Here is a 17812-nt window from a genome sequence, read left to right as displayed (position 1 = left end):
AAACGTCCAGGACCAGCGCGAGGCTAGCCGATAATGCAAATGCCACAAATGGCGAAAGACGTTTTCATGGCCGGCTTTATCGCCTTGCCCGGTGTTGCCGTCAAGTCGCTACCTTCGCCAAAAATATCGTTGGCTCACAGGAATTGAGCCACTGAAACATTTTATTAAACAGGTCGGCACTGTGATGAAACATTCGCCGGCTAGATCAGCAAGCGTCACGATTTGGTCGGATTCGGCCAGCAAACGCAGACATGAAGACGTTACCAGGGAAGAGAACAATGCCTAAGCAAGAATCCAACCGCGCCAAGCAACCGGCGCTCGCCAGCCACTACCGGGCGATCGGCCCGGCAGCAATCGTCGCAGCTCTTCTGCACACCGCGAAGAAGAAGAAGCCGGCGCAGAAGATCGTTTCGCCGCGCGCTGCCTGAGAATGCCGTCGGGAAGATTGAGGCGCTCACGGCGCACCAGCAATAGTAGCTTTTGCTAAAATAAATTCATCTGACTGTCGTTCGCGCCGGACTTCTGGCGCCTGACCTTCTCAGGCTCAGGCTCGACGACGCCCTTCTCCTGAATCTCCGGCCCGGTATTGGCGACCTTGTTGACGAGGTCGGAAACCGGGATCGCTTCGAAGAAATCGGGCTGGGCGGGTCTCAGCAGATGGGCCACATCGCGCGGCTCGAGCGTGCTGCAATCCAGCCAGCGCGCGAAATCTTCGGGATGGATCACCACCGGGATGCGGTCGTGGATATGGGCAGTATCGGCATTGGCGTGGGCGGTCAGAATGGCGCCGGTGTCCATTTCCGAGCCGCCCGGCTCGGCATAGGTCTCAATCAGCCCGGCGAAGGCGACAAGCCCGCCACGCCTTGGTCGCACCCAATAGGGCTGCCCTCTTCTGCCACCGGTTTGGTGCCATTCGTAGAATCCCGAAGCCGGTACCAGGGCGCGGCGATGGCGCATGGCAGCGCGAAACGACGCCTTTTCCGAAGCCCCCTCAGAACGCGCGTTGAACAGCAGCGGGAAGTTACGCGTATCCTTGACCCAGGCCGGGATCAGGCCCCAGCGCACCAGCATCGAGCGGCGGTCGGGCAGGTTCGAGCCCGGCGCCTGCGGCAATCCGGCGAGCGCCATCAGCACCGGCTGCGTCGGCGCGATGTTGTAGCGGGCCGGAAACTCCTCAAGTTCCGCCAGGCTGAGAAAGGCGGCGGTCTGGTCCGGAGTGGCGGTCAAGGCAAAGCGTCCGCACATGAATTCAGCTCTCGAATTGGTGGCATGTGAAAGTGGCCATGGAACCCGCCTTTCGCAACCGCTAAAGCTGTTCGCCGACGGCCGGTCCACAACGGGCTATGCCAATCGAGCGATCCGAAGCCCATGGAAGCACGCAAGATCATTCCGGCAGTCTCGGTCTGCGTCGTGCGCGAGAACACGGTGCTGCTGGTCAAGCGGGCCAGGCCGCCCTCGCAAGGCCTCCATGCCTTTCCCGGCGGCAAGGTCGAAGCCGGCGAGACGCTGGAACAGGCAGCACGGCGCGAATTGCTGGAAGAGACCGGATTGCAGGCGCGCAGCTACCAGCCGCTGCGGGAAATCCACATCGACGGCAGCGGCGACGGGCATCCGGTCGACTACTGGCTGACGGTGTTTGGGGCCAATTATGCTGGCGGCGAGGCGGTGGCCAGCGACGACGCCGAAACCGCGGCTTTCTATACGCTGGCCGAAATGACAGCGATGCCGCTCGCCGATGCGGTGTTTGAAATTGCGGACGATCTACTCGGTCCCAACAAAGACGGCGAGACCTGAGCCAGAGAATCGCCTTGCAGGCGACAAATTGTTTCAGCACAAGGACTCATGAGCCGCACGTCTTCGTTTCTCGCCGCATGCCTCGCCGCCAGCGTGGTTGTCGGTGCGCGCCCGGCGATTGCCGCCGAAGCACCGTTCGAGCCTGGGCTGATGCGGCTGGCGGAAGTGCTTGGCTCGCTGCATTTCCTGCGTAATCTGTGTGGCGAGAAGGGCGATCGGTGGCGAGCCGAGATGGAAAAACTGATCGCATCGGAAAATCCGAACCCGGAGCGGCGCGCCCGCTTCATCGCCAGCTTCAACCGCGGCTACCGGTCGTTCGGCGGTACTTATACGCAATGCACCGCCTCGGCCACGGAAGCCATCAGCCGCTACATGAAGGAAGGCGAGACGCTGTCTCGCGACATCGCTTCGCGCTACGGAAACTGACGACGGCAGCTGCCGTTCCGGCAAACCGGCATCAACCGCGGCGCTGTGGGCGGCGGACGCGTTCGACACTTCTCCGCTTGCCTCGGGTGAGGTCTTGGTGCAAACCTGATGTTGCACTTTTGCAACTATGTTAACGAAACGTTAGCGCGCGAATGTGAAATTAACTCAAACTGAAGGTTTCCGTCCCCTTGGCCGGCCTAATCGGCTAAGTTTGAAACGGATCGGACGCAGGTTTGCTGGACGCGACGGAATTGTAGAAGACGACCAAAAAAATGTCGTATTTACAAATACTTACTGCGCCTGCGTGTAAAAGGGACAACTCAAGCTTGATCCCTGTCCAACGGATCACCGCTTGAAAGGGTGGAAATCGCAATGGAACATGGCGTCAACGACATCGACGCGCTGGTCAGGGAAGAAAAGCGCCTGACCGCCGTGGAAAGCCACAGCGAAGCCTGGGCAGAAGGATTGTCGGCCGGGATCGAGCCGGAAATCATCGCCGAGGCAGCCCTCGAAACGGCATTCGGCGAAATGCTGCGCACCAATGGCGAGACCTCGGCGCTTGCCCTGCTCGATCGCATGCGTGAAAAGGTGATTGCCGGGGCCTTCGAGCCCGAAAGACTGCGGCACTGACCCCGGTTCTTTGACGACGGCGCGCCGCCGGACATCATGTCCGGGCACATGGATGGGCTGGAACCAAGGAGTAGCAGGCGGTGAATTTTTCGATATCAGGCAAGCCGCGCGGCCTGGTCCTCAGCATTTGGCTTACTGCTTCCTGCGCCACGATTCCCCTTGCACTGTTTCTTGCGAGCAGTCCCTCTCAAGCCCTCAGCGAGATCAAGCGCGAAGACCTTCCCTCACCGGTCACACCGCCACCCGACGGTGACATGTCGCCGCCCGGAAGTACCGTGCCGATGCCCGGCCCGCTCGGCACGACGCCACCACCGACCAGCCAGCCGACGCCATCCGACGAGCCGGAACAAACCGAACCGAAAGGGCCGGCCAACGATGGCGGCATGGCCAATCCGCATGTCGATCCGGACGCGCCCGTGCCCGAAGTCGTCTACGACCTGGCCAAGTTGCCGGAACCGGTCAGGCGCATGCACGATCTGATCGTCGAGGCGTGCAAAAGCGGCGACATCGAAAAACTTCGGCCGCTGATCGGCACGGGAGACATGATGACCCAATTGTCGCTGGGCGACATCGAGGGCGACCCGATCGCCTTCCTGAAGGGCCTTTCGGGCGATACGGAAGGCCAGGAGATCCTCGCCATCCTGGAAGAAGTGCTCAGTGCCGGTTTTGTCCATGTCGATGCCGGCACGCCGCAGGATCTCTATGTCTGGCCCTATTTCTTCGCCCTGCCGCTGGACAAGCTCGACGCCAGACAACGGGTCGAGCTGTTCAAGATCGTCACCGCCAGCGACTATGACGACATGAAGCAGTTCGGTGCCTACATTTTCTACCGCGTCGGCATCACGCCGACCGGACAATGGACGTTCTTCGTCGCCGGCGATTGAGTGGCTAAGCATGGTCTCTTGGAGACAGGAGCTTAGCCCGCCAACGCCTCGGAAAACTCCACCGCCCTACCCTGGCCCGGCGTGACGATCTCGCCTTCCCACATCACGCGCCGGCCGCGCACGATGGTGCCGACCGGCCAGCCGGTCACCTGCCTGCCGTCATAAGGCGTCCAGCCGGCCTTGGAGCCTTGCTGGGCGTTGGCGATGGTCTCGCGGCGCTTCAGATCGACGATGGTCAGATCGGCATCGTAGCCGGCGGCAATGCGGCCTTTCCTGGCGATGCCGAAAATACGCTGCGGGCCGTGGCTAGTCAGGTCGACAAAGCGCTGCAACGTCAGCCGGCCGGCGTTGACATGATCCAACATGATCGGCACCAAAGTCTGCACCCCGGTCATGCCGGACGGCGACGCCGGATAAGGCTTTGCCTTCTCGGCCAGCGTGTGCGGCGCATGGTCGGAGCCGAGCACATCAACGATGCCTTGCGCAACGCCGTGCCAGACCCCGTCGCGATGGCGCGTGGCGCGCACCGGCGGGTTCATCTGGATCAGGGTGCCCAACTGCGCATAATCATCGGCGCTCAGCGTCAGATGATGCGGCGTCGCCTCGCAGGTCGCGACATCCTTGTGCTGTTCGAGGAAGCCTATCTCCTCGGCGGTCGAGATGTGCAGCACATGGATCCGGGCGCGGGCCTGGCGCGCGATTCGCACGAGGCGCTCGGTGCAGCGCAACGCAGCGATCTCGTCGCGCCACACCGGATGTGAGGACGGATCGCCCGCGATGCGCTCGCCAAGCCGCTCGCGCAGCCGGAACTCGTCCTCGGAGTGAAAGGCGGCGCGGCGGCGTGTGTTCCTCAGGATCGAGGCAACGCCTTCGTCGTCCTCGACCAGCAGGTCGCCGGTGGACGAGCCCATGAAAACTTTTATGCCGGCCGCACCAGGCAGCCGCTCGAGATCGCCAGCGTCCTTTGCATTGTCGCGGGTCCCGCCGACCCAGAAGGCAAAGTCGCAATGCATGCGGCCGGTGGCACGCCGCACCTTGTCGGCAAGGGTTGCCTCACTGGTGGTCAGCGGGTTGGTGTTCGGCATCTCGAAGACGGCGGTGACGCCGCCGAGCACCGCTGCCCGCGAGCCCGTCTCCAGATCTTCCTTGTGCTCCAGGCCCGGCTCGCGGAAATGCACCTGGCTGTCGACGACGCCCGGCAGGATGTGCAGCCCACGGCAGTCGATCGTCTCACCGGCCGACGCCTCGCGGAGGTCGCCGATGGCAGCGATGCGCCCACCATTGATGCCGACGTCGCGAAAACCCTGGCCGTCGTGATTGACCACGGTGCCGCCTGTCAGGATGAGATCGTAGATGGGGGCCATACGGATCCGGTCTCTTGCGGGGGAAGTGCCAGCGGCTTACGTAATGGCCGATAGTTTTGCAAGATCAGGCTCGTTTTCCCACCATGCCCTTTGCCTCGCTCAGAGATCGCGTACTCGTTTCCGTGTCCGGGCCGGACGCCGAGCACTTTTTACAGAACATCCTGACCACCGACCTCGACGTGCTCGGCAGCAGCGAAGCAAAGCCCGGTGCGCTGCTAACGCCGCAAGGCAAGATCCTTTTCGACTTCCTGATCTCGCGCGCCGGCGAAAATGCTTTCCGACTTGAATGCCGTACCGAGACCGCCGATGATTTCATGCGCCGGCTGACGCTCTACAAATTGCGCGCCAAGGTCGAAATTGCCAAGCTGGATCAGCCGGTTGTGGCCGTCGCATGGGGAAGCGATTCAGCCACTTCGCAATTTGAATCAGCACCGTTTGCTGATGCGCGGTTTGTCGATACTGCCGTCAAGCGCTTCTACGATGACACCGCAGATGGCGGCGACCTTGCCGCATGGCAAGCCTTTCGCATCGCCCATGGCATTGCCGAAAGCGGTGCGGACTACCAACTCGGCGACGCTTTTCCGCATGACGTGCTGCTCGACCAGATCGGCGGTATCGGCTTCAAGAAAGGCTGCTACGTCGGCCAGGAGGTCGTCTCGCGCATGCAGCATCGCGGCACTGCCAGGCGTCGGGTGTTGATTGTCTCGGCCGAACGCACCCTGCCCACTTCGCGCGCAGAGTTGACCGTGGAGGGGCGACCGGTCGGCACGCTTGGCTCGACCGCGGCCAGGACAGGCCTTGCCATTGCCCGCATCGACCGGGTCAAGGCAGCGCTCGACGCCGGCCTGCCGATCCTGGCGGAGGACGTCGCCGTGTCGCTCGCTATCCCGTCCTGGGCGAAATTCAGCTTTCCGCAGGAAGCCATCGGCGCGGAGGACGCCTGATGGCTGCCGATCGCGCCGGGGCGCCGCCGCGCGCCTGGCAGCGCATGCTGTCCGGCCGACGGCTCGATCTGCTCGATCCCTCGCCGCTCGACATCGAGATCTCCGATATTGCCCATGGCCTTGCCCGCGTCGCACGCTGGAACGGCCAGACCAGAGGCGATCACGCCTTTTCGGTCGCCCAGCATTCGCTGCTGGTCGAAACGCTTGTCGGCGAGCTGATGCCGGATGCCGACGCCGACGCGCGGTTGGCGGCGCTGCTGCACGACGCGCCGGAATATGTCATCGGCGACATGATCTCGCCGTTCAAATCCGTGATGGGCGGCAGCTACAGGGATTGCGAGATCAGGCTGCAGCGCGCCATCCATCTGCGCTTTTCACTGCCGGCCGAACTCGACGCGGGACTGCGCAAGGAGATCAAGCGAGCGGATCAGATCGCCGCTTATTTCGAAGCAACGCTGCTTGCGGGTTTTTCGACGGCAGAGGCGACGGAGTTCTTCGGCAGGCCGCGCGGCTTCAATGCCGAGCGCTTCGACGTCACGCCGCGCTCGGTGACTTGGGCGCAGAATGCCTTTCTCAAACGCTTTGCGGCGATCGAAAAGTCGCGACGCCAGACTGCCGTTCCAGCCGGCTGAAAACGGTAAATTAACCGGCAGGGACAACAGTGCCATGGTTAACCATGGTCCATAGGCTTGCCTCATGCCCGTTGCCGGTATCAAGGCTGCTTCGTCCGTCCGCCGACGGAGGGCCAAAGGCGTTGGTCAGCCGCAACCTATTGAAGACGAGCTGCGCGAACAGAACGAGCGTTTTTCGGCAGCGGTCGAGAACATGTCGCATGGCCTGTGCATGTTCGATGCCGATGAACGGATGATCATCTGCAACAGGAACTACATCAGCATCTTTCGCCTCGACGCCGAAGTGGTGCGGCCCGGCATCCGGTTTTTCGACATCCTCCAGCACAGCGTGGATATCGGCATCGCCTCGCAAAGCGCTGAGCAACTCTATGCCATCCGCAAGCCCTATATCGACCAGGCAAAACCTTCCACCTATGAGGAAACGCTTGCAGACGGGCGTATCGTCAACATTTCGCACCGGCCGCTGGCGTCAGGCGGTTGGGTATCGATCTACGAGGACATCACCGAGCAACGGCGCGCCGAGCAGGAGTTGAAGGAGCAGCACCGCCGTTTCGACGCGGCACTTGCCAACATGTCGCAAGGCCTTTTGATGTACGATGCGGATGGCAAGCTGATCGTGCGCAACGAACGTTTCCTGGAACTTTATCATGTCAGGCCGGCCGACTTCCCGCTTGGCATGAGTCACCATGATGCGTTCAAGCGGCTGCTGGAACTGGGCATTTATACAAAGCTCGACCCCGACAGCGAAATCTCGCAAATCGAAGCCTGCCTGCGGGCGGGGAAAACACACGTAACGCATCGCCATCTCGCTGACGGCAGAACGCTGCTGGTTGCGCGGCGGCCGATGAGCGGCGGCGGCTGGGTCGCGACGTTCGACGACGTCACCGAGCGCAGGCGTGTGGAAGAGCGCATGACCCATCTTGCGCACCACGACACACTGACCAACCTGCCCAATCGCTCGATGCTTCGCGAACGGCTCGACCAAGCCCTGAGCGACACGAGAGACGGATCGCTGGCGATATTCTCGCTCGACCTCGATCACTTCAAGGCGGTCAACGACACTTGGGGCCATCCTTCCGGCGACTGGCTGCTGAAATGCGTGGCCGAACGGCTGCAACGGTGCCTGCGCAATGAAACGGACGTTGTCTCCCGCTTCGGCGGCGACGAATTCGTCATCATCCAGTTCAATCTCAAAAGCCCGGGCGACGCGGAAAAGCTGGCCAAACGCATCGTCGAGATCATCGGAAAGCCGTTTCGCGACAAAAGACACGACATGCGTGTCGGCATCAGTCTCGGCATTGCGCTGTTTCCGAATGACGGCAAGGACGCCGACACTTTGCTGAAAAATGCCGATATGGCGCTCTATCGGGCAAAGAGCGAAGGGCGCAACCTGTACCGCTTCTTCGAACCAGCCATGGACGCGATGGTGCGGGCACGCCGGGCACTCGAAATCGATCTCAGGGCCGCGCTGTCGCGCCGCGAATTCGAGCTGGATTTCCAGCCCATCATGAACATCGCCTCCGGCGAAATCGTCGGCGCCGAAGCCTTGATGCGGTGGCGTTCGCCGGTGCGCGGCCTGGTACGGCCGGACGACTTCATTCCGGCCGCCGAGGAGACCGGGCTGATCGTGCCGCTTGGAGAATGGGCGCTGCGAAAAGCCTGCACGACCGCGGCAGGCTGGGCGGCTTGGCGCATCGCAGTCAATGTCTCCGCCGTGCAGATCAAAAGCGGTACCTTTGCCCGCAGTGTTATCTCGGCACTGGCGTTCTCGGGCGTGCCGGCCAACCGGCTTGAACTGGAAATCACCGAAACGGTGCTGATGGACGAGAGCGATCTGGTGCTCAAGACACTCAGGCAGCTACGCGATCTGGGCGTCCGCATCGCGCTGGACGATTTCGGCACCGGCTATTCGTCGCTGGGCTACCTCAGGCGCTTTCCCGTCGACAAGATCAAGATCGATCGCTCTTTCACCCGTGACATCGACAGTCGCGATACCGCGGCGATCGTGCGCACCATCATCGGGCTTGGCGCACAGCTGGGCATCACCGTCACCGCCGAAGGTGTCGAGACCGAAGCGCAGCTTGAATTCCTGCAAAAGGAGGGTTGTGTCGAGGCCCAGGGCTATTTGATCGGGGTGCCGTCAAAGGCGTCGGACATTAATCGGCTGCTGAAGTCGAGCGCGACGATCCGGCAGTCCGGCTAAGTGCGAAGCGCGGGCAACCGGCTCAGATCTCCTTGAGATGACGCTCGATCCGCGTGTTAATTCCTTGATAGGAGAAGGCGGCATTCAGGTGTGGCGAACCAGGAGGTTCCCAACGGGTCAGAGATGTCCGCTCAATGCCTCCACCATATCCTTGTTCGTCGCCACGGGAACGATCTCGAATTCGACCAGATCCGCCCATTCGATGACCCACCGCTGCAGGAGCGTGACGTCATCGGCCTCCACCAGCAGGAAGCAGCGGCTCATATCCGCTGCGATCCAGCTGTGGTGCACGAGAAGCGCGTCCGGCTTCAGTCGGCCCTGGTCGCGGAAACGGCGGTAGATCTCCTTGCGGTCGCAGCCGCGAAAATCCTCGGTTACGAAGAACAGCATCTTTTTCCCCTCAGTTCGGATATTATCGCCCCGGCCGGTCCAGCCGCTCCAGGAACCACTGCGTCAGCCGCACCCAGACCTCGTCTTTTTCGCCGGAGTCTTCCCAGCCGTGGTCGAGGTTGGGGTTGTCGTTGACCTCGATGACGAAGACGCCGTCCCTGGTTTCCTTGAGGTCGACGCCGTAGAGGCCGTCGCCAATGCAGCGCGCCGCGCTCACCGCCGTCTCGACGACATGGGCCGGTGCTTCCTTCAGGGTGAAGGTCTTGATGCCGCCCTGGTCGGGCTTGCCGTTGGCCTTATGATTGACGATCTGCCAATGTTTCTTGGCCATCAGATAATGGACGGCGAACAAGGGCTGGCCGCCGAGGACACCGACGCGCCAGTCATATTCCGTCGGAATGAATTTTTGCGCGATCAGGAGGTCGGAATCCTCCAGCCATTCGGTTGCGAGCGTCTTCAACTCTTCAAAGGTGCCGCATTTCTTGACGCCGCGCGAAAACGAGGAGTCCGGGATCTTCAGCACCAGCGGGAAGCCCAGCGTCTGCGCCGCAAGTTCCAGATCCGAAGGGCCGGCTATCATCACCGTCGGCGGCACCGGCACCTTGTTGTAGGTCATCAGCTCGTTGAGATAGACCTTGTTGGTGCAGCGGATCATCGACAGCGGATCGTCGATGACCGGCATGCCTTCCTGCTGGGCGCGGCGGGCAAAGCGGTAGGTGTGGTTGGAGATCGAAGTGGTCTCGCGGATGAACAGCGCGTCGTAGTTGGCGAGCTTGGCCAGATCCCGCTTGGTGATCGGCTCGATTTCGACGCCCATCTTTTCAGCGATCTTGGCCCAGTGGCGCAGCGACGAAATCTCCGACGGCGGCAGTTCCTCATGCGGATCGACCAGCGTTGCGAAAGTGTAGCGCGCCGGCGTGCGGCCCTTGGTGTCGCGCCACTCGCGGTTGGTGTAGGTCTCCAGGCACTGGAGAAAGTGCGTTTCCTCGTCCTCGGTCATCCTGGCCAGCGGATGGAAGCCAATCTTGCGGATCGAGGCCCATTCGGCGCTGTCCCTGACGTGGACCTCGAGCGCCGGGGCACGGAACCAGTCGAACAGAAGTTTTGCGAAGCGGTCCCAGATCCTGGATGGTCCGATGCCGAAGAAGATGCAGACCTTCTGCGGAAAAGCGCCACCCAGGTCCTTGCGGCACTTGTTGAGTGCGAGTTCGAGTTCCGGCAACGCGTGCTCATAGAGCTTGCGTTCTGACAGGTCGATCATCGTTTCGACCGTCGGGATGACCTTATGGCCGCGCGAACCGGCAAGCAGCGACGCGTAATAGCCGCGGCTCTGGTAGCCATAATTGTTCGACAGGTTGATGACCTTCGGCCGCTGACCGCGAAACAGTGCCGGATGGGCAAGGTAGTCGCGATTGGTGATGATCTTGTGCGGCGTCGCCACCTGGTCGAGATCGTTCTGCCGGCCGGTAAGGATGACCCAGGTCATTGGCTGTCGCGCTTTCCGAGAATGATGGCGGCGCGCAATCCGTCGCGGCCGAATTGCGCCATGTTCATGAAGATGCCGTAAGGCACGGGAATGTTGGCAGCATCGAGGATCGTCTCCTGCCGCTCGTCCTCGACCCAAGGGTCGTGGATCAGAATATGATCGCCGTCGTCACCGATGGCCAATACCCAGTGCGGAACCTTCTTGCCGAACATCAGGAAGCCGCTGATCAGGACCAGCACCAGTTTTCCCTCTGCGATCGCGGTGCGAATGTCGTCAAGCCCGAATGAACGGTAATTCACCGGGATGCCGTAAAGTTCCGCGCGGCGGCGAAAGTCGACCTGCGCCAGTTCCATGACCCGGCGCTTGTCTTCGCTGCGCACCGACTGCAGGAAGAGCGCGCCGTAGAAGGACACATAGATCTCAGCAGCAAGCCCGCTCTCATAGCCGGCGACGGCAAGCCCGAACGGCTCGCAGCCGCCCGGCCCCGACATCATGAAAACGGTCGTCGCCTCACGCCACAGCCGGATTTCCATCACCGGGTCCGGCACGAAGCCGGGGCCGAAGTAAGCCATCGCCATCATCAGGCAGCATGGTCCGCAGGTGAATTCGCAAGTCTGCTGATAAAACGGCACTTCGGTGGCGACCGGAATGTCGCCGCGCAAGGTCTTCTCATAGCGCAGCGCCGTGGCGCCGTCCTCGTAATAGTCCGGTTCGCGGCCGATCTTACGGTAGCCGCTCTGCTCGTAGATCTGGATGGCGCGCGGATTGTCTTCGCGGACTTCCAAACGAAGCATCATGCGGCCGTGCTCGAAAGCGGCGGCTTCAGCCTCTTCCAGCAGCAGGCGGCCAACGCCACGGCCGCCGAAAAATGGACCGACGGCGATCGAATAGAGTCGCGCGACGCCGCTGCCCTTGCGAAACAGCACGACCGCATAGCCGGCGACGTGACCATCGTTCTCGCCAACCAGCAGTTCGGCGGTGTCGCGTTCGATCAGTTGGCGAAAGGAGCGGCGAGAAATGCGATCGCTCGAGAAAACGGCTTTTTCGATGGCGGCGAGGTCATCGACGTCGGACGCGCGGGCCTTGCGAATCTCGGCAGGCATGCGGGCTCAGAAAACCTCGATTGGGTTGTGGAAACGGCCCTAGTCTAAACATCGGTCACACCAGCCGAAGTGCCAGCATTCAGCAAGCGCTATCGCACCTCGATTAGGGCCGAATTGTGACAGTTTTCAAGGCAGGCAGGTCGCGCAAAGGCTTTGAAACGACCTTCGTGTTTCGGCATCGGCGCGGCTCCGGAAAAACGAGCTCCTGCTCAGCTTTTCAAGCCCGCCAGAAGCTGGCCATAGGCGCTCTTGGCCACCGCAGACAGCTGCTCGCGCGGCAGCGATCCGACGACGGCGCAGCCATAACCCTTGTCCAGCCAGTAGACGGCCTCAGGACCATTTTCCTCGGACCCATAGGTGCCCTTGGCCTTGGCCGCCGATTCGGCGATTACGAAGAGCGATATGCGCTCGCCCTTGTCGTCCTCGTAAAGCAGCATCGCGGCCTTACCCTGGCCGGCAGGCAGCAGCCGGCCACCGACCAGTTGGAATCCCTGCGCCGCCAGATCTGGCGCCACCAGCTTCAAACCCACCTGGCTAGACAGCCAGTTCTGCAAATGATCCTTGTCGCTTGCCGGCACTTCCACAGCATGCCGCTTTTCAGCGGCATAGATGACGTGGGCGGCAATCGCCTCTTCGGCAAGCTGGTCCTCGGCCGTATTTTCCAGGCCGAGGCCGCCGATGCCGGCAAGATAGCCGCCAGCACCGCCAATCACCAGCATGGCGGCAGCGGCGGCCGCAAGCCACCAACGCGAGCGCGACGCCGCCGCTTTGACCACCGGCGCCTCGCCGAGCACCACCTTATTCAGCCGCACCGGGATGGGTTCGTCCAGCACGCCGTTAAAGGCCGCGCGCAACGCTGCCCGGTCAGCGGCGTAGCGTGCGCTCTTGGCCTTCATCTCGGCATTGGCCTCGAGCCATGCCTCATAGGCCGTCCGCTCGTCGCCCGGCAACTCGCCATCGAGGGCCATGTGGATGTCGCGTTCGGAGAAATCGCGCCGGCTCATTTCTCAACGATCCTTATCGAGCGGCGGCGCGCGGTGTCGTCCAAAAGCCCGCGCAACTCCTCACGCCCGCGCGCGATGCGCGACATCAAAGTGCCGGCGGGGACTCCAAGGATGTTGGCGGCTTCGGCATAGGAAAACCCTTCGATGGCGACCATCACAAGTGCCGCCCGCCGGTCAGGGCTGATCGCCTGCAGGGCGTCGACGATCTCGCGGGAAGCGATGCTCTCGACCTGCTCGGCGGGTGCTGCCTGCGCCTCGCTTGCCTCGAGCGGCAGCATCGCCGCCTCGCCGCGCCGGTTCACCTTGCGCATCTGGTCGATGAACAAATGGTGCATGATCGTAAACAGCCACCTCCTGGGGCTTTCTCCTGTCTGCCAATTGTCGAGCCGCACAAGCGCCCGCTCGAGACAATCCTGGACGAGATCGTCGGCGGAATCGCGGTCGCGCAACAGCGAGCGTGCATAGCGGCGCAGACGCGGTATTTCGCCAAGGATTGCTGCCTTCTTTTCGTCCATGACCGCTGGTTCTGGCGCCCTGTCCGTGGTGATTGAACGCGCCTTCGCGGCGCGGCGCAAGCGGCCAGCGCGAAGCGGTCCGCCGCCCCGGTCACCCAAGCATCTGAATAACGCTGCCAGCGGCAGGTTTATTCCCGGCCGATCCCCACCTGAAGACCCCTCTACAAATTCCCCTTCGAGAGGTGCTGAACTTCAAATTGCAATCCGGCCTTTTCGACTGATACCGCAGCTGCGGTAAAGAACCATTGTACCTCGGCTGGCATAATAGACAACAATGCCACCGAAATCATAACGGGTCGCCCCACAGCATCCGGATGTTCTTTGTAGAATTGCCCTTCTAAAACGAAAACACAATATAGATTCAGTTTATTCTCTAGAAGCTCAAGATGATTTTCTACATCATCCCAACCGAGATCATCTACAATGCTGAGCAAATATTCACCATTTTTGCCTTTTGCGACAATATCCACGACGTCCGTATGCTGAACAGCCATCTGTCAATAGCCTTTTCCCGTGATCATAGACTCACACTAATTTACCTCTCTCGCCGCCCTTGTCAGCAGCCGCTGATAGAACAGGCCGATGCCGATGAGCACCGCGCCGAGGCCGATGAAGGACAGCGCCCGCAACACGCCTTCCAGTTCCGACATGTCGAAAATGAAGACTTTGAGCACGGCGATCGAGATCAGCGCCGCCGACGCTATGCGCAGCACCTGGGACTTCAGCCAGACACCGGCGGTGAGCAGCGCCACGCCGATGACCAGCCACAGTGCCGAATAAGTATAGGTCTCGAGCTGGCCGAGACCGCTCCACAGGCCGATGAACTCACCCTTGAACAGCCTCCTGACCGACAGCGTCGCATAGGCGAAGGCGAGCACCGCCGCCATAACCGCCAGCATGGCCGCATACCATTTCGGCCGCTTGTCGCGGGTATAGAGCGCCAGTGCGCCTGTCGCGACTGCCGGCAAGAGGTAGGCGAGCAACAGAAGGTTGAACACCGGAATGCTGCCGGTCGATTCATCCGTCAGCAACGGGTTCAGCGCCAGAAAATGCTGGAGGACGATGAAGGCGACCGAGACCACGCCCGCTGCAATCGAGCCGTAGCGCAGCACCGAACTTGGCGAGCGCATGTCGATGGCGACCAGGATGGCACCGCCACCGATCGCGATCAGCGTGTAGATCGCCTGTTCGGCAAGCGTCGCAGCAGCGGTATCGATGACGCCGCCATGCATGGCATGGCGCACCAGCATGGCGACGGTGAGCAGGGCAAACAGCGCGGCGCCGGCCTCCATTGCGAGGCGCGGTCGGCCGTTGGTGGTTCGGGCAAGCTGCCAGGCGGCAAAACCGAAAGCGAGCGCCGGCACGCCATATCCAAGCAGCAGCCAGTTGAACACCGGCGTCTTCGACAGGAACTCGGCACCGACGATGGTCGGGTCGAAGGCAGCGCGGCCGAGCACTGCAATCACCGCACCGACCGAAATCCAGCCAAGCACCGGATAGCTGCGCCAGCGCGTCGCCAGCGCCGGCACGACGGCGGCTGCTCCGAGCAGGGTGGTTGTCCAGCCTGAACCGAAGGCCATGTGCAGCATCAGCAGGCCGGCAATCGCCGCGCCGCCGAGCGCGAAGGAGACGGCAGCGCCGCCGGTCAGCGGCGGCGCTTCGCCGCGCGCTATCCATTCGCCGCCGGCGACGAAGACGCCGACCAAAACGGCTGCGACCGCCGCATAAGCAAGGTCACGGTCGAGATTGCCGAAGGCAGACCAGAGCGCCAGCAGGATGACCAGTGGCGCGACAGCGCTCCAGGCCGCCCATGCGGCGGCGCGCAGCCAGCCAGAGGCCGCAAAACGGCGCGCCGCCCAAAAGCCGGCGCCGATGAAGACCAGGCCGAGCGCGATGCCGACCCTGAGCATCAAGGCATCGGACGCCACGACCGGCATGCCGTCGACGCCGAGAGCGCCACCCGAAAAATCGGAAGCGATCGTGGTCGGCGGAATGGTGCCGAGATAGACCAGTACCGTCGCCAGCCCGGCGGCGTGCAGCAGTGCAAGCGCCCGCGGCCGGTAGAGCGCCACCGCCACCAGGGCTGCGACAAGGGCGGCCCCCGGCAATGCACCGCGGATGGCGGCGAAGGCCGGATCGACAAACAGGGCCAGCGCCGAAAGGCCGACGAAGAAGCCCGGCGCGATCGACGGCCAGTCGAAGCCGGTGCCGGCGACCGCTTCGGCGCGGCGGCCAAGCCAGACGAAGGCGAGCACGGCCAGTGTCACCCCGTCGATAAAGAGGATGACGGCAAGGTTCGCCCCCGGCGCGTCGGTCATGTAGAAGATGGTCCAGATGCCCGTGGCGACGAAGGCTGCGGCCATCAAAAGCCTCCAGTCGCGGATGCGGGCAATGACGCAGGTGGCGGCGAGCACGATCGCCAGATAGCCGAACAGCGCCCACGGATTGGGCGCCTGCGAGGCGACCAGCAGCGGCGTCACCATGGCACCGAGCAGGCCGACGCCGGCCAGCGCCTGACCGTGCACCAGGCTTGCCGCGATCGTCGCCACCCCGATGGCGCCGAGCAGCGTGAAAGCGAGCGTCGGGCCGATGAAGCCGTAAACGCTGTACGCGGCGTAGACGGTACCGAACAGGATGAAAGCGCCGGCCGCCGTCAGGATCGCCGGGATATAGGCACCGGCGGCACCTTGCACCGGCACCCTGAAGCCGGTGCGCCGGATGAACTCGCCGCCGGCGACCAGCACCAGCCCGAGTGCCGCCGCCATGACAAGCCGCACGCGTGGCCCGAAAATGCCGGCCTCGATGGTGTAGCGGATCAGAAACAAGCCACCCAGCGCCAGCGCGATGCCGCCGACCCAGACCGCCCAGCGGGTACCGAGCGCCGTTTCGACGTCGGACTGGCGAGCTGCCTTCGCCGCTGCCGCCGGTTGCGCCGACTCCGGCGCGGACGGCGCCGTTCTATCGGCATCGGCCTCTGTAGCTGACACGACCGCTGCGGTCCGTGGCGATACGGCCATATCGGCTGCGGCCGCAAGCGGGATTGCGGCATCCGCCGGTTTGCTGTCGTTTGCAGCCGGTTCCTTGGCTTGCGGCGGCAGCGCAGGCGTGCCCGAAAGCACAAGGCTGCGCAAGGCGCCAAGCTCGCGCTCGATCAGGCCGATGCGGCTCTGCTGGCGTGAAATGATGACGAACAGCACGATGATGGCGACGAGGCCAATCAGGCTTTCAAACATGGCGGTTCCCCCAAACCAGGCCAGTTGTCACTGACATTCAATGTTCAGTGACATTCAAATGCGGCGGCCAAACGGCCGGTCCATTCAACGTGCCGCCAGATTGGCCGGAAAGATCGAGCATGTTTCGGTGCCGAAAGCCAGCAGCTTGCCGTTGGCGTCCTTCAGCGCCGCTTCCGAAACCGTCAGCGTGCGGCCCTTGTGCACCATTTTGCCCTCGCACACCACCTCGCCCGTCCTTGGCGTGATCGGCCGCGTCAAATTCACTTTGAACTCGGCCGTCGCATAGGCCTCGCCCACCTGCGAAATGGTGCCAAGGCCGAGCGGCGAAACGTTTTCGGGATCAGGTTCAACTTCGCTCATCTGGTGGTTTCCCCGGTGGCGGTTTCCCCGGCGCTTGCCTTGCCGGATTCATGGCCGGGTGAATGATGCCTGCGCAAGGCGGCGAGAAACCCGGCGCGGGCGCCGGGAGGCTCGATGCCGCGCGGTTCGTAGACATGGCGGGTCAAAAAGAAGCCGGTCAGCCGGAAGGCGTCCTCGATCGCCGCCGGATCGGCGCGCAGCCCGGAGCCGCGCTGCAGGAAGGCAGGCAGCGCCAGCATCTTGTCGCGCCACGGCGCGCCCGCCGCCCGCGACACGGCGCGGCCGGATTTCGGCGAGACATAGGCAAGGTCCTGCCTGGTGCCGGTCGCCGCACACTGGCTGAGATCGAGGCCGAAACCGAGTTCGTCGAGTACCAGCAGCTCGAAGCGGGCCACCAGCTCGCCGGCGGCATCGGCATCGTCGAGATGAGCGATCATCACCGCAAGCGTCTCGTAAAGGCCGCCATGGGCGTCACGCTCAGGCAGAAGACGCAAATGCGCGGCCATCGTCTGCAGGCCGTAGACGGCAACGGCGCTGTCCATCAGCCGGGCGGCGTTCATCTCGATAGCCTCGGCCTGGAAAGTGCCGAGATGCTCGTCGAGCCGCGCCCGCCACAACAGGTCGACGCGATTGCCCGGCTGCAAGACCGGCTGCTGCTTGCGCGAACGGCCGCCGCGCACGAGGCCGAGATGGCGGCCATGCGCGCGTGTCATCACCTCAAGAATGGCGCTGGTTTCGCCATGCTTGCGGGTGCCGAGAATGATTCCCTCGTCGCGCCATTCCATGACGAGAGCTTGTCACCGGTTGCATGGCGAAATCAAGATGAGCGACTTATCCGCCTTAA

Annotated in this window: 19 protein-coding genes; 8 read left to right on the top strand and 11 right to left on the bottom strand. The window is 62.7% G+C overall.

What is annotated here, in order from left to right; translation table 11 throughout:
* The first annotated feature begins 278 nt into the window (after positions 1–278).
* The gene (locus NKI59_RS21625) at positions 279–428 is read left to right on the top strand and encodes a hypothetical protein (protein WP_023677745.1); all 150 of its coding nucleotides are present in this window, start codon (positions 279–281) and stop codon (positions 426–428) included.
* Positions 429–483: 55 nt separating this feature from the next.
* Here the strand turns inward: NKI59_RS21625 and NKI59_RS21620 are convergent, their stop codons facing one another.
* Positions 484–1245: an SOS response-associated peptidase gene (locus NKI59_RS21620; RefSeq protein WP_352622565.1), complete on the bottom strand. Its 762-nt coding sequence runs from the start codon at positions 1243–1245 to the stop codon at positions 484–486.
* 123 nt (positions 1246–1368) lie between these two features.
* Here NKI59_RS21620 and NKI59_RS21615 point away from each other — a divergent pair, with 123 nt between their 5' ends.
* The 4 genes from NKI59_RS21615 (at position 1369) to NKI59_RS21600 (ending at position 3734) form a co-directional block, all read left to right on the top strand.
* The gene (locus NKI59_RS21615) at positions 1369–1794 is read left to right on the top strand and encodes an NUDIX hydrolase (protein WP_352680787.1); all 426 of its coding nucleotides are present in this window, start codon (positions 1369–1371) and stop codon (positions 1792–1794) included.
* 48 nt (positions 1795–1842) lie between these two features.
* On the top strand, positions 1843–2220 hold the full coding sequence (locus NKI59_RS21610; RefSeq protein WP_352680788.1) for a TIGR02301 family protein: 378 nt from the start codon (positions 1843–1845) through the stop codon (positions 2218–2220).
* Between the two features lie 372 nt (positions 2221–2592).
* Entirely contained in the window at positions 2593–2850 is a 258-nt protein-coding gene (locus NKI59_RS21605) for a hypothetical protein (protein WP_023677749.1), read from the top strand.
* Positions 2851–2930: 80 nt separating this feature from the next.
* Positions 2931–3734, top strand: coding sequence for a hypothetical protein (locus tag NKI59_RS21600; protein ID WP_352680789.1), 804 nt, complete (start codon positions 2931–2933; stop codon positions 3732–3734).
* 32 nt (positions 3735–3766) lie between these two features.
* On the opposite strand, the gene NKI59_RS21595 is transcribed toward NKI59_RS21600, so the two are convergent.
* On the bottom strand, positions 3767–5098 hold the full coding sequence (locus NKI59_RS21595) for a dihydroorotase (RefSeq protein ID WP_352706656.1): 1332 nt from the start codon (positions 5096–5098) through the stop codon (positions 3767–3769).
* A gap of 83 nt (positions 5099–5181) precedes the next feature.
* Between NKI59_RS21595 and ygfZ the strand changes: the two genes are divergently transcribed.
* The 3 genes from ygfZ (at position 5182) to NKI59_RS21580 (ending at position 8877) form a co-directional block, all read left to right on the top strand.
* Positions 5182–6042, top strand: coding sequence for a CAF17-like 4Fe-4S cluster assembly/insertion protein YgfZ (ygfZ, locus tag NKI59_RS21590; protein WP_352680791.1), 861 nt, complete (start codon positions 5182–5184; stop codon positions 6040–6042).
* Positions 6042–6674 carry an HD domain-containing protein gene (locus tag NKI59_RS21585; RefSeq protein WP_023677753.1) on the top strand — a complete coding sequence of 211 codons (633 nt, stop codon included), beginning with the start codon at positions 6042–6044 and terminating at the stop codon, positions 6672–6674. The genes ygfZ and NKI59_RS21585 overlap by 1 nt, the downstream gene beginning before the upstream one ends.
* Before the next feature lie 64 nt (positions 6675–6738).
* Positions 6739–8877, top strand: a complete 2139-nt coding sequence (locus NKI59_RS21580) for a putative bifunctional diguanylate cyclase/phosphodiesterase (RefSeq protein WP_352706653.1) — start codon at positions 6739–6741, stop codon at positions 8875–8877.
* A gap of 117 nt (positions 8878–8994) precedes the next feature.
* Here NKI59_RS21580 and NKI59_RS21575 read toward each other — a convergent pair whose 3' ends face one another.
* The 9 genes from NKI59_RS21575 to recO form a co-directional block, all read right to left on the bottom strand.
* Entirely contained in the window at positions 8995–9267 is a 273-nt protein-coding gene (locus NKI59_RS21575; protein ID WP_023719871.1) for a DUF3303 domain-containing protein, read from the bottom strand.
* A 22-nt stretch (positions 9268–9289) separates the two neighbouring features.
* Positions 9290–10753, bottom strand: a complete 1464-nt coding sequence (locus NKI59_RS21570) for a RimK family ATP-grasp domain-containing protein (protein WP_352680793.1) — start codon at positions 10751–10753, stop codon at positions 9290–9292.
* Entirely contained in the window at positions 10750–11856 is a 1107-nt protein-coding gene (locus NKI59_RS21565; protein ID WP_352680794.1) for a peptidase C39 family protein, read from the bottom strand. Before NKI59_RS21565 ends, NKI59_RS21570 begins: the two co-directional genes overlap by 4 nt.
* 209 nt (positions 11857–12065) lie before the next feature.
* Positions 12066–12860, bottom strand: a complete 795-nt coding sequence (locus NKI59_RS21560) for an anti-sigma factor family protein (RefSeq protein ID WP_352680795.1) — start codon at positions 12858–12860, stop codon at positions 12066–12068.
* The gene (locus NKI59_RS21555; RefSeq protein ID WP_352706650.1) at positions 12857–13375 is read right to left on the bottom strand and encodes a sigma-70 family RNA polymerase sigma factor; all 519 of its coding nucleotides are present in this window, start codon (positions 13373–13375) and stop codon (positions 12857–12859) included. The genes NKI59_RS21560 and NKI59_RS21555 overlap by 4 nt, the downstream gene beginning before the upstream one ends.
* A gap of 161 nt (positions 13376–13536) precedes the next feature.
* Positions 13537–13869 (bottom strand): DUF6572 domain-containing protein, encoded by a 333-nt coding sequence (locus NKI59_RS21550; protein ID WP_352680797.1) that lies wholly within the window; start codon positions 13867–13869, stop codon positions 13537–13539.
* Between the two features lie 36 nt (positions 13870–13905).
* Positions 13906–16608, bottom strand: a complete 2703-nt coding sequence (locus tag NKI59_RS21545) for a DUF2339 domain-containing protein (protein ID WP_352706647.1) — start codon at positions 16606–16608, stop codon at positions 13906–13908.
* 84 nt (positions 16609–16692) lie between these two features.
* On the bottom strand, positions 16693–16968 hold the full coding sequence (locus tag NKI59_RS21540) for a PaaI family thioesterase (RefSeq protein WP_352680799.1): 276 nt from the start codon (positions 16966–16968) through the stop codon (positions 16693–16695).
* Complete coding sequence (gene recO / locus NKI59_RS21535; protein WP_352680800.1) at positions 16965–17753, bottom strand: DNA repair protein RecO; 789 nt, start codon at positions 17751–17753, stop codon at positions 16965–16967. Before recO ends, NKI59_RS21540 begins: the two co-directional genes overlap by 4 nt.
* Positions 17754–17812: the final 59 nt, after the last annotated feature.

It is taken from the genome of Mesorhizobium sp. M0598, from assembly GCF_040320865.1.
Classification (GTDB): Bacteria; Pseudomonadota; Alphaproteobacteria; order Rhizobiales; family Rhizobiaceae; genus Mesorhizobium.
Note: the sequence above shows the minus strand (reverse complement) of the source record. Positions and strands in the feature narration are given on the sequence as shown.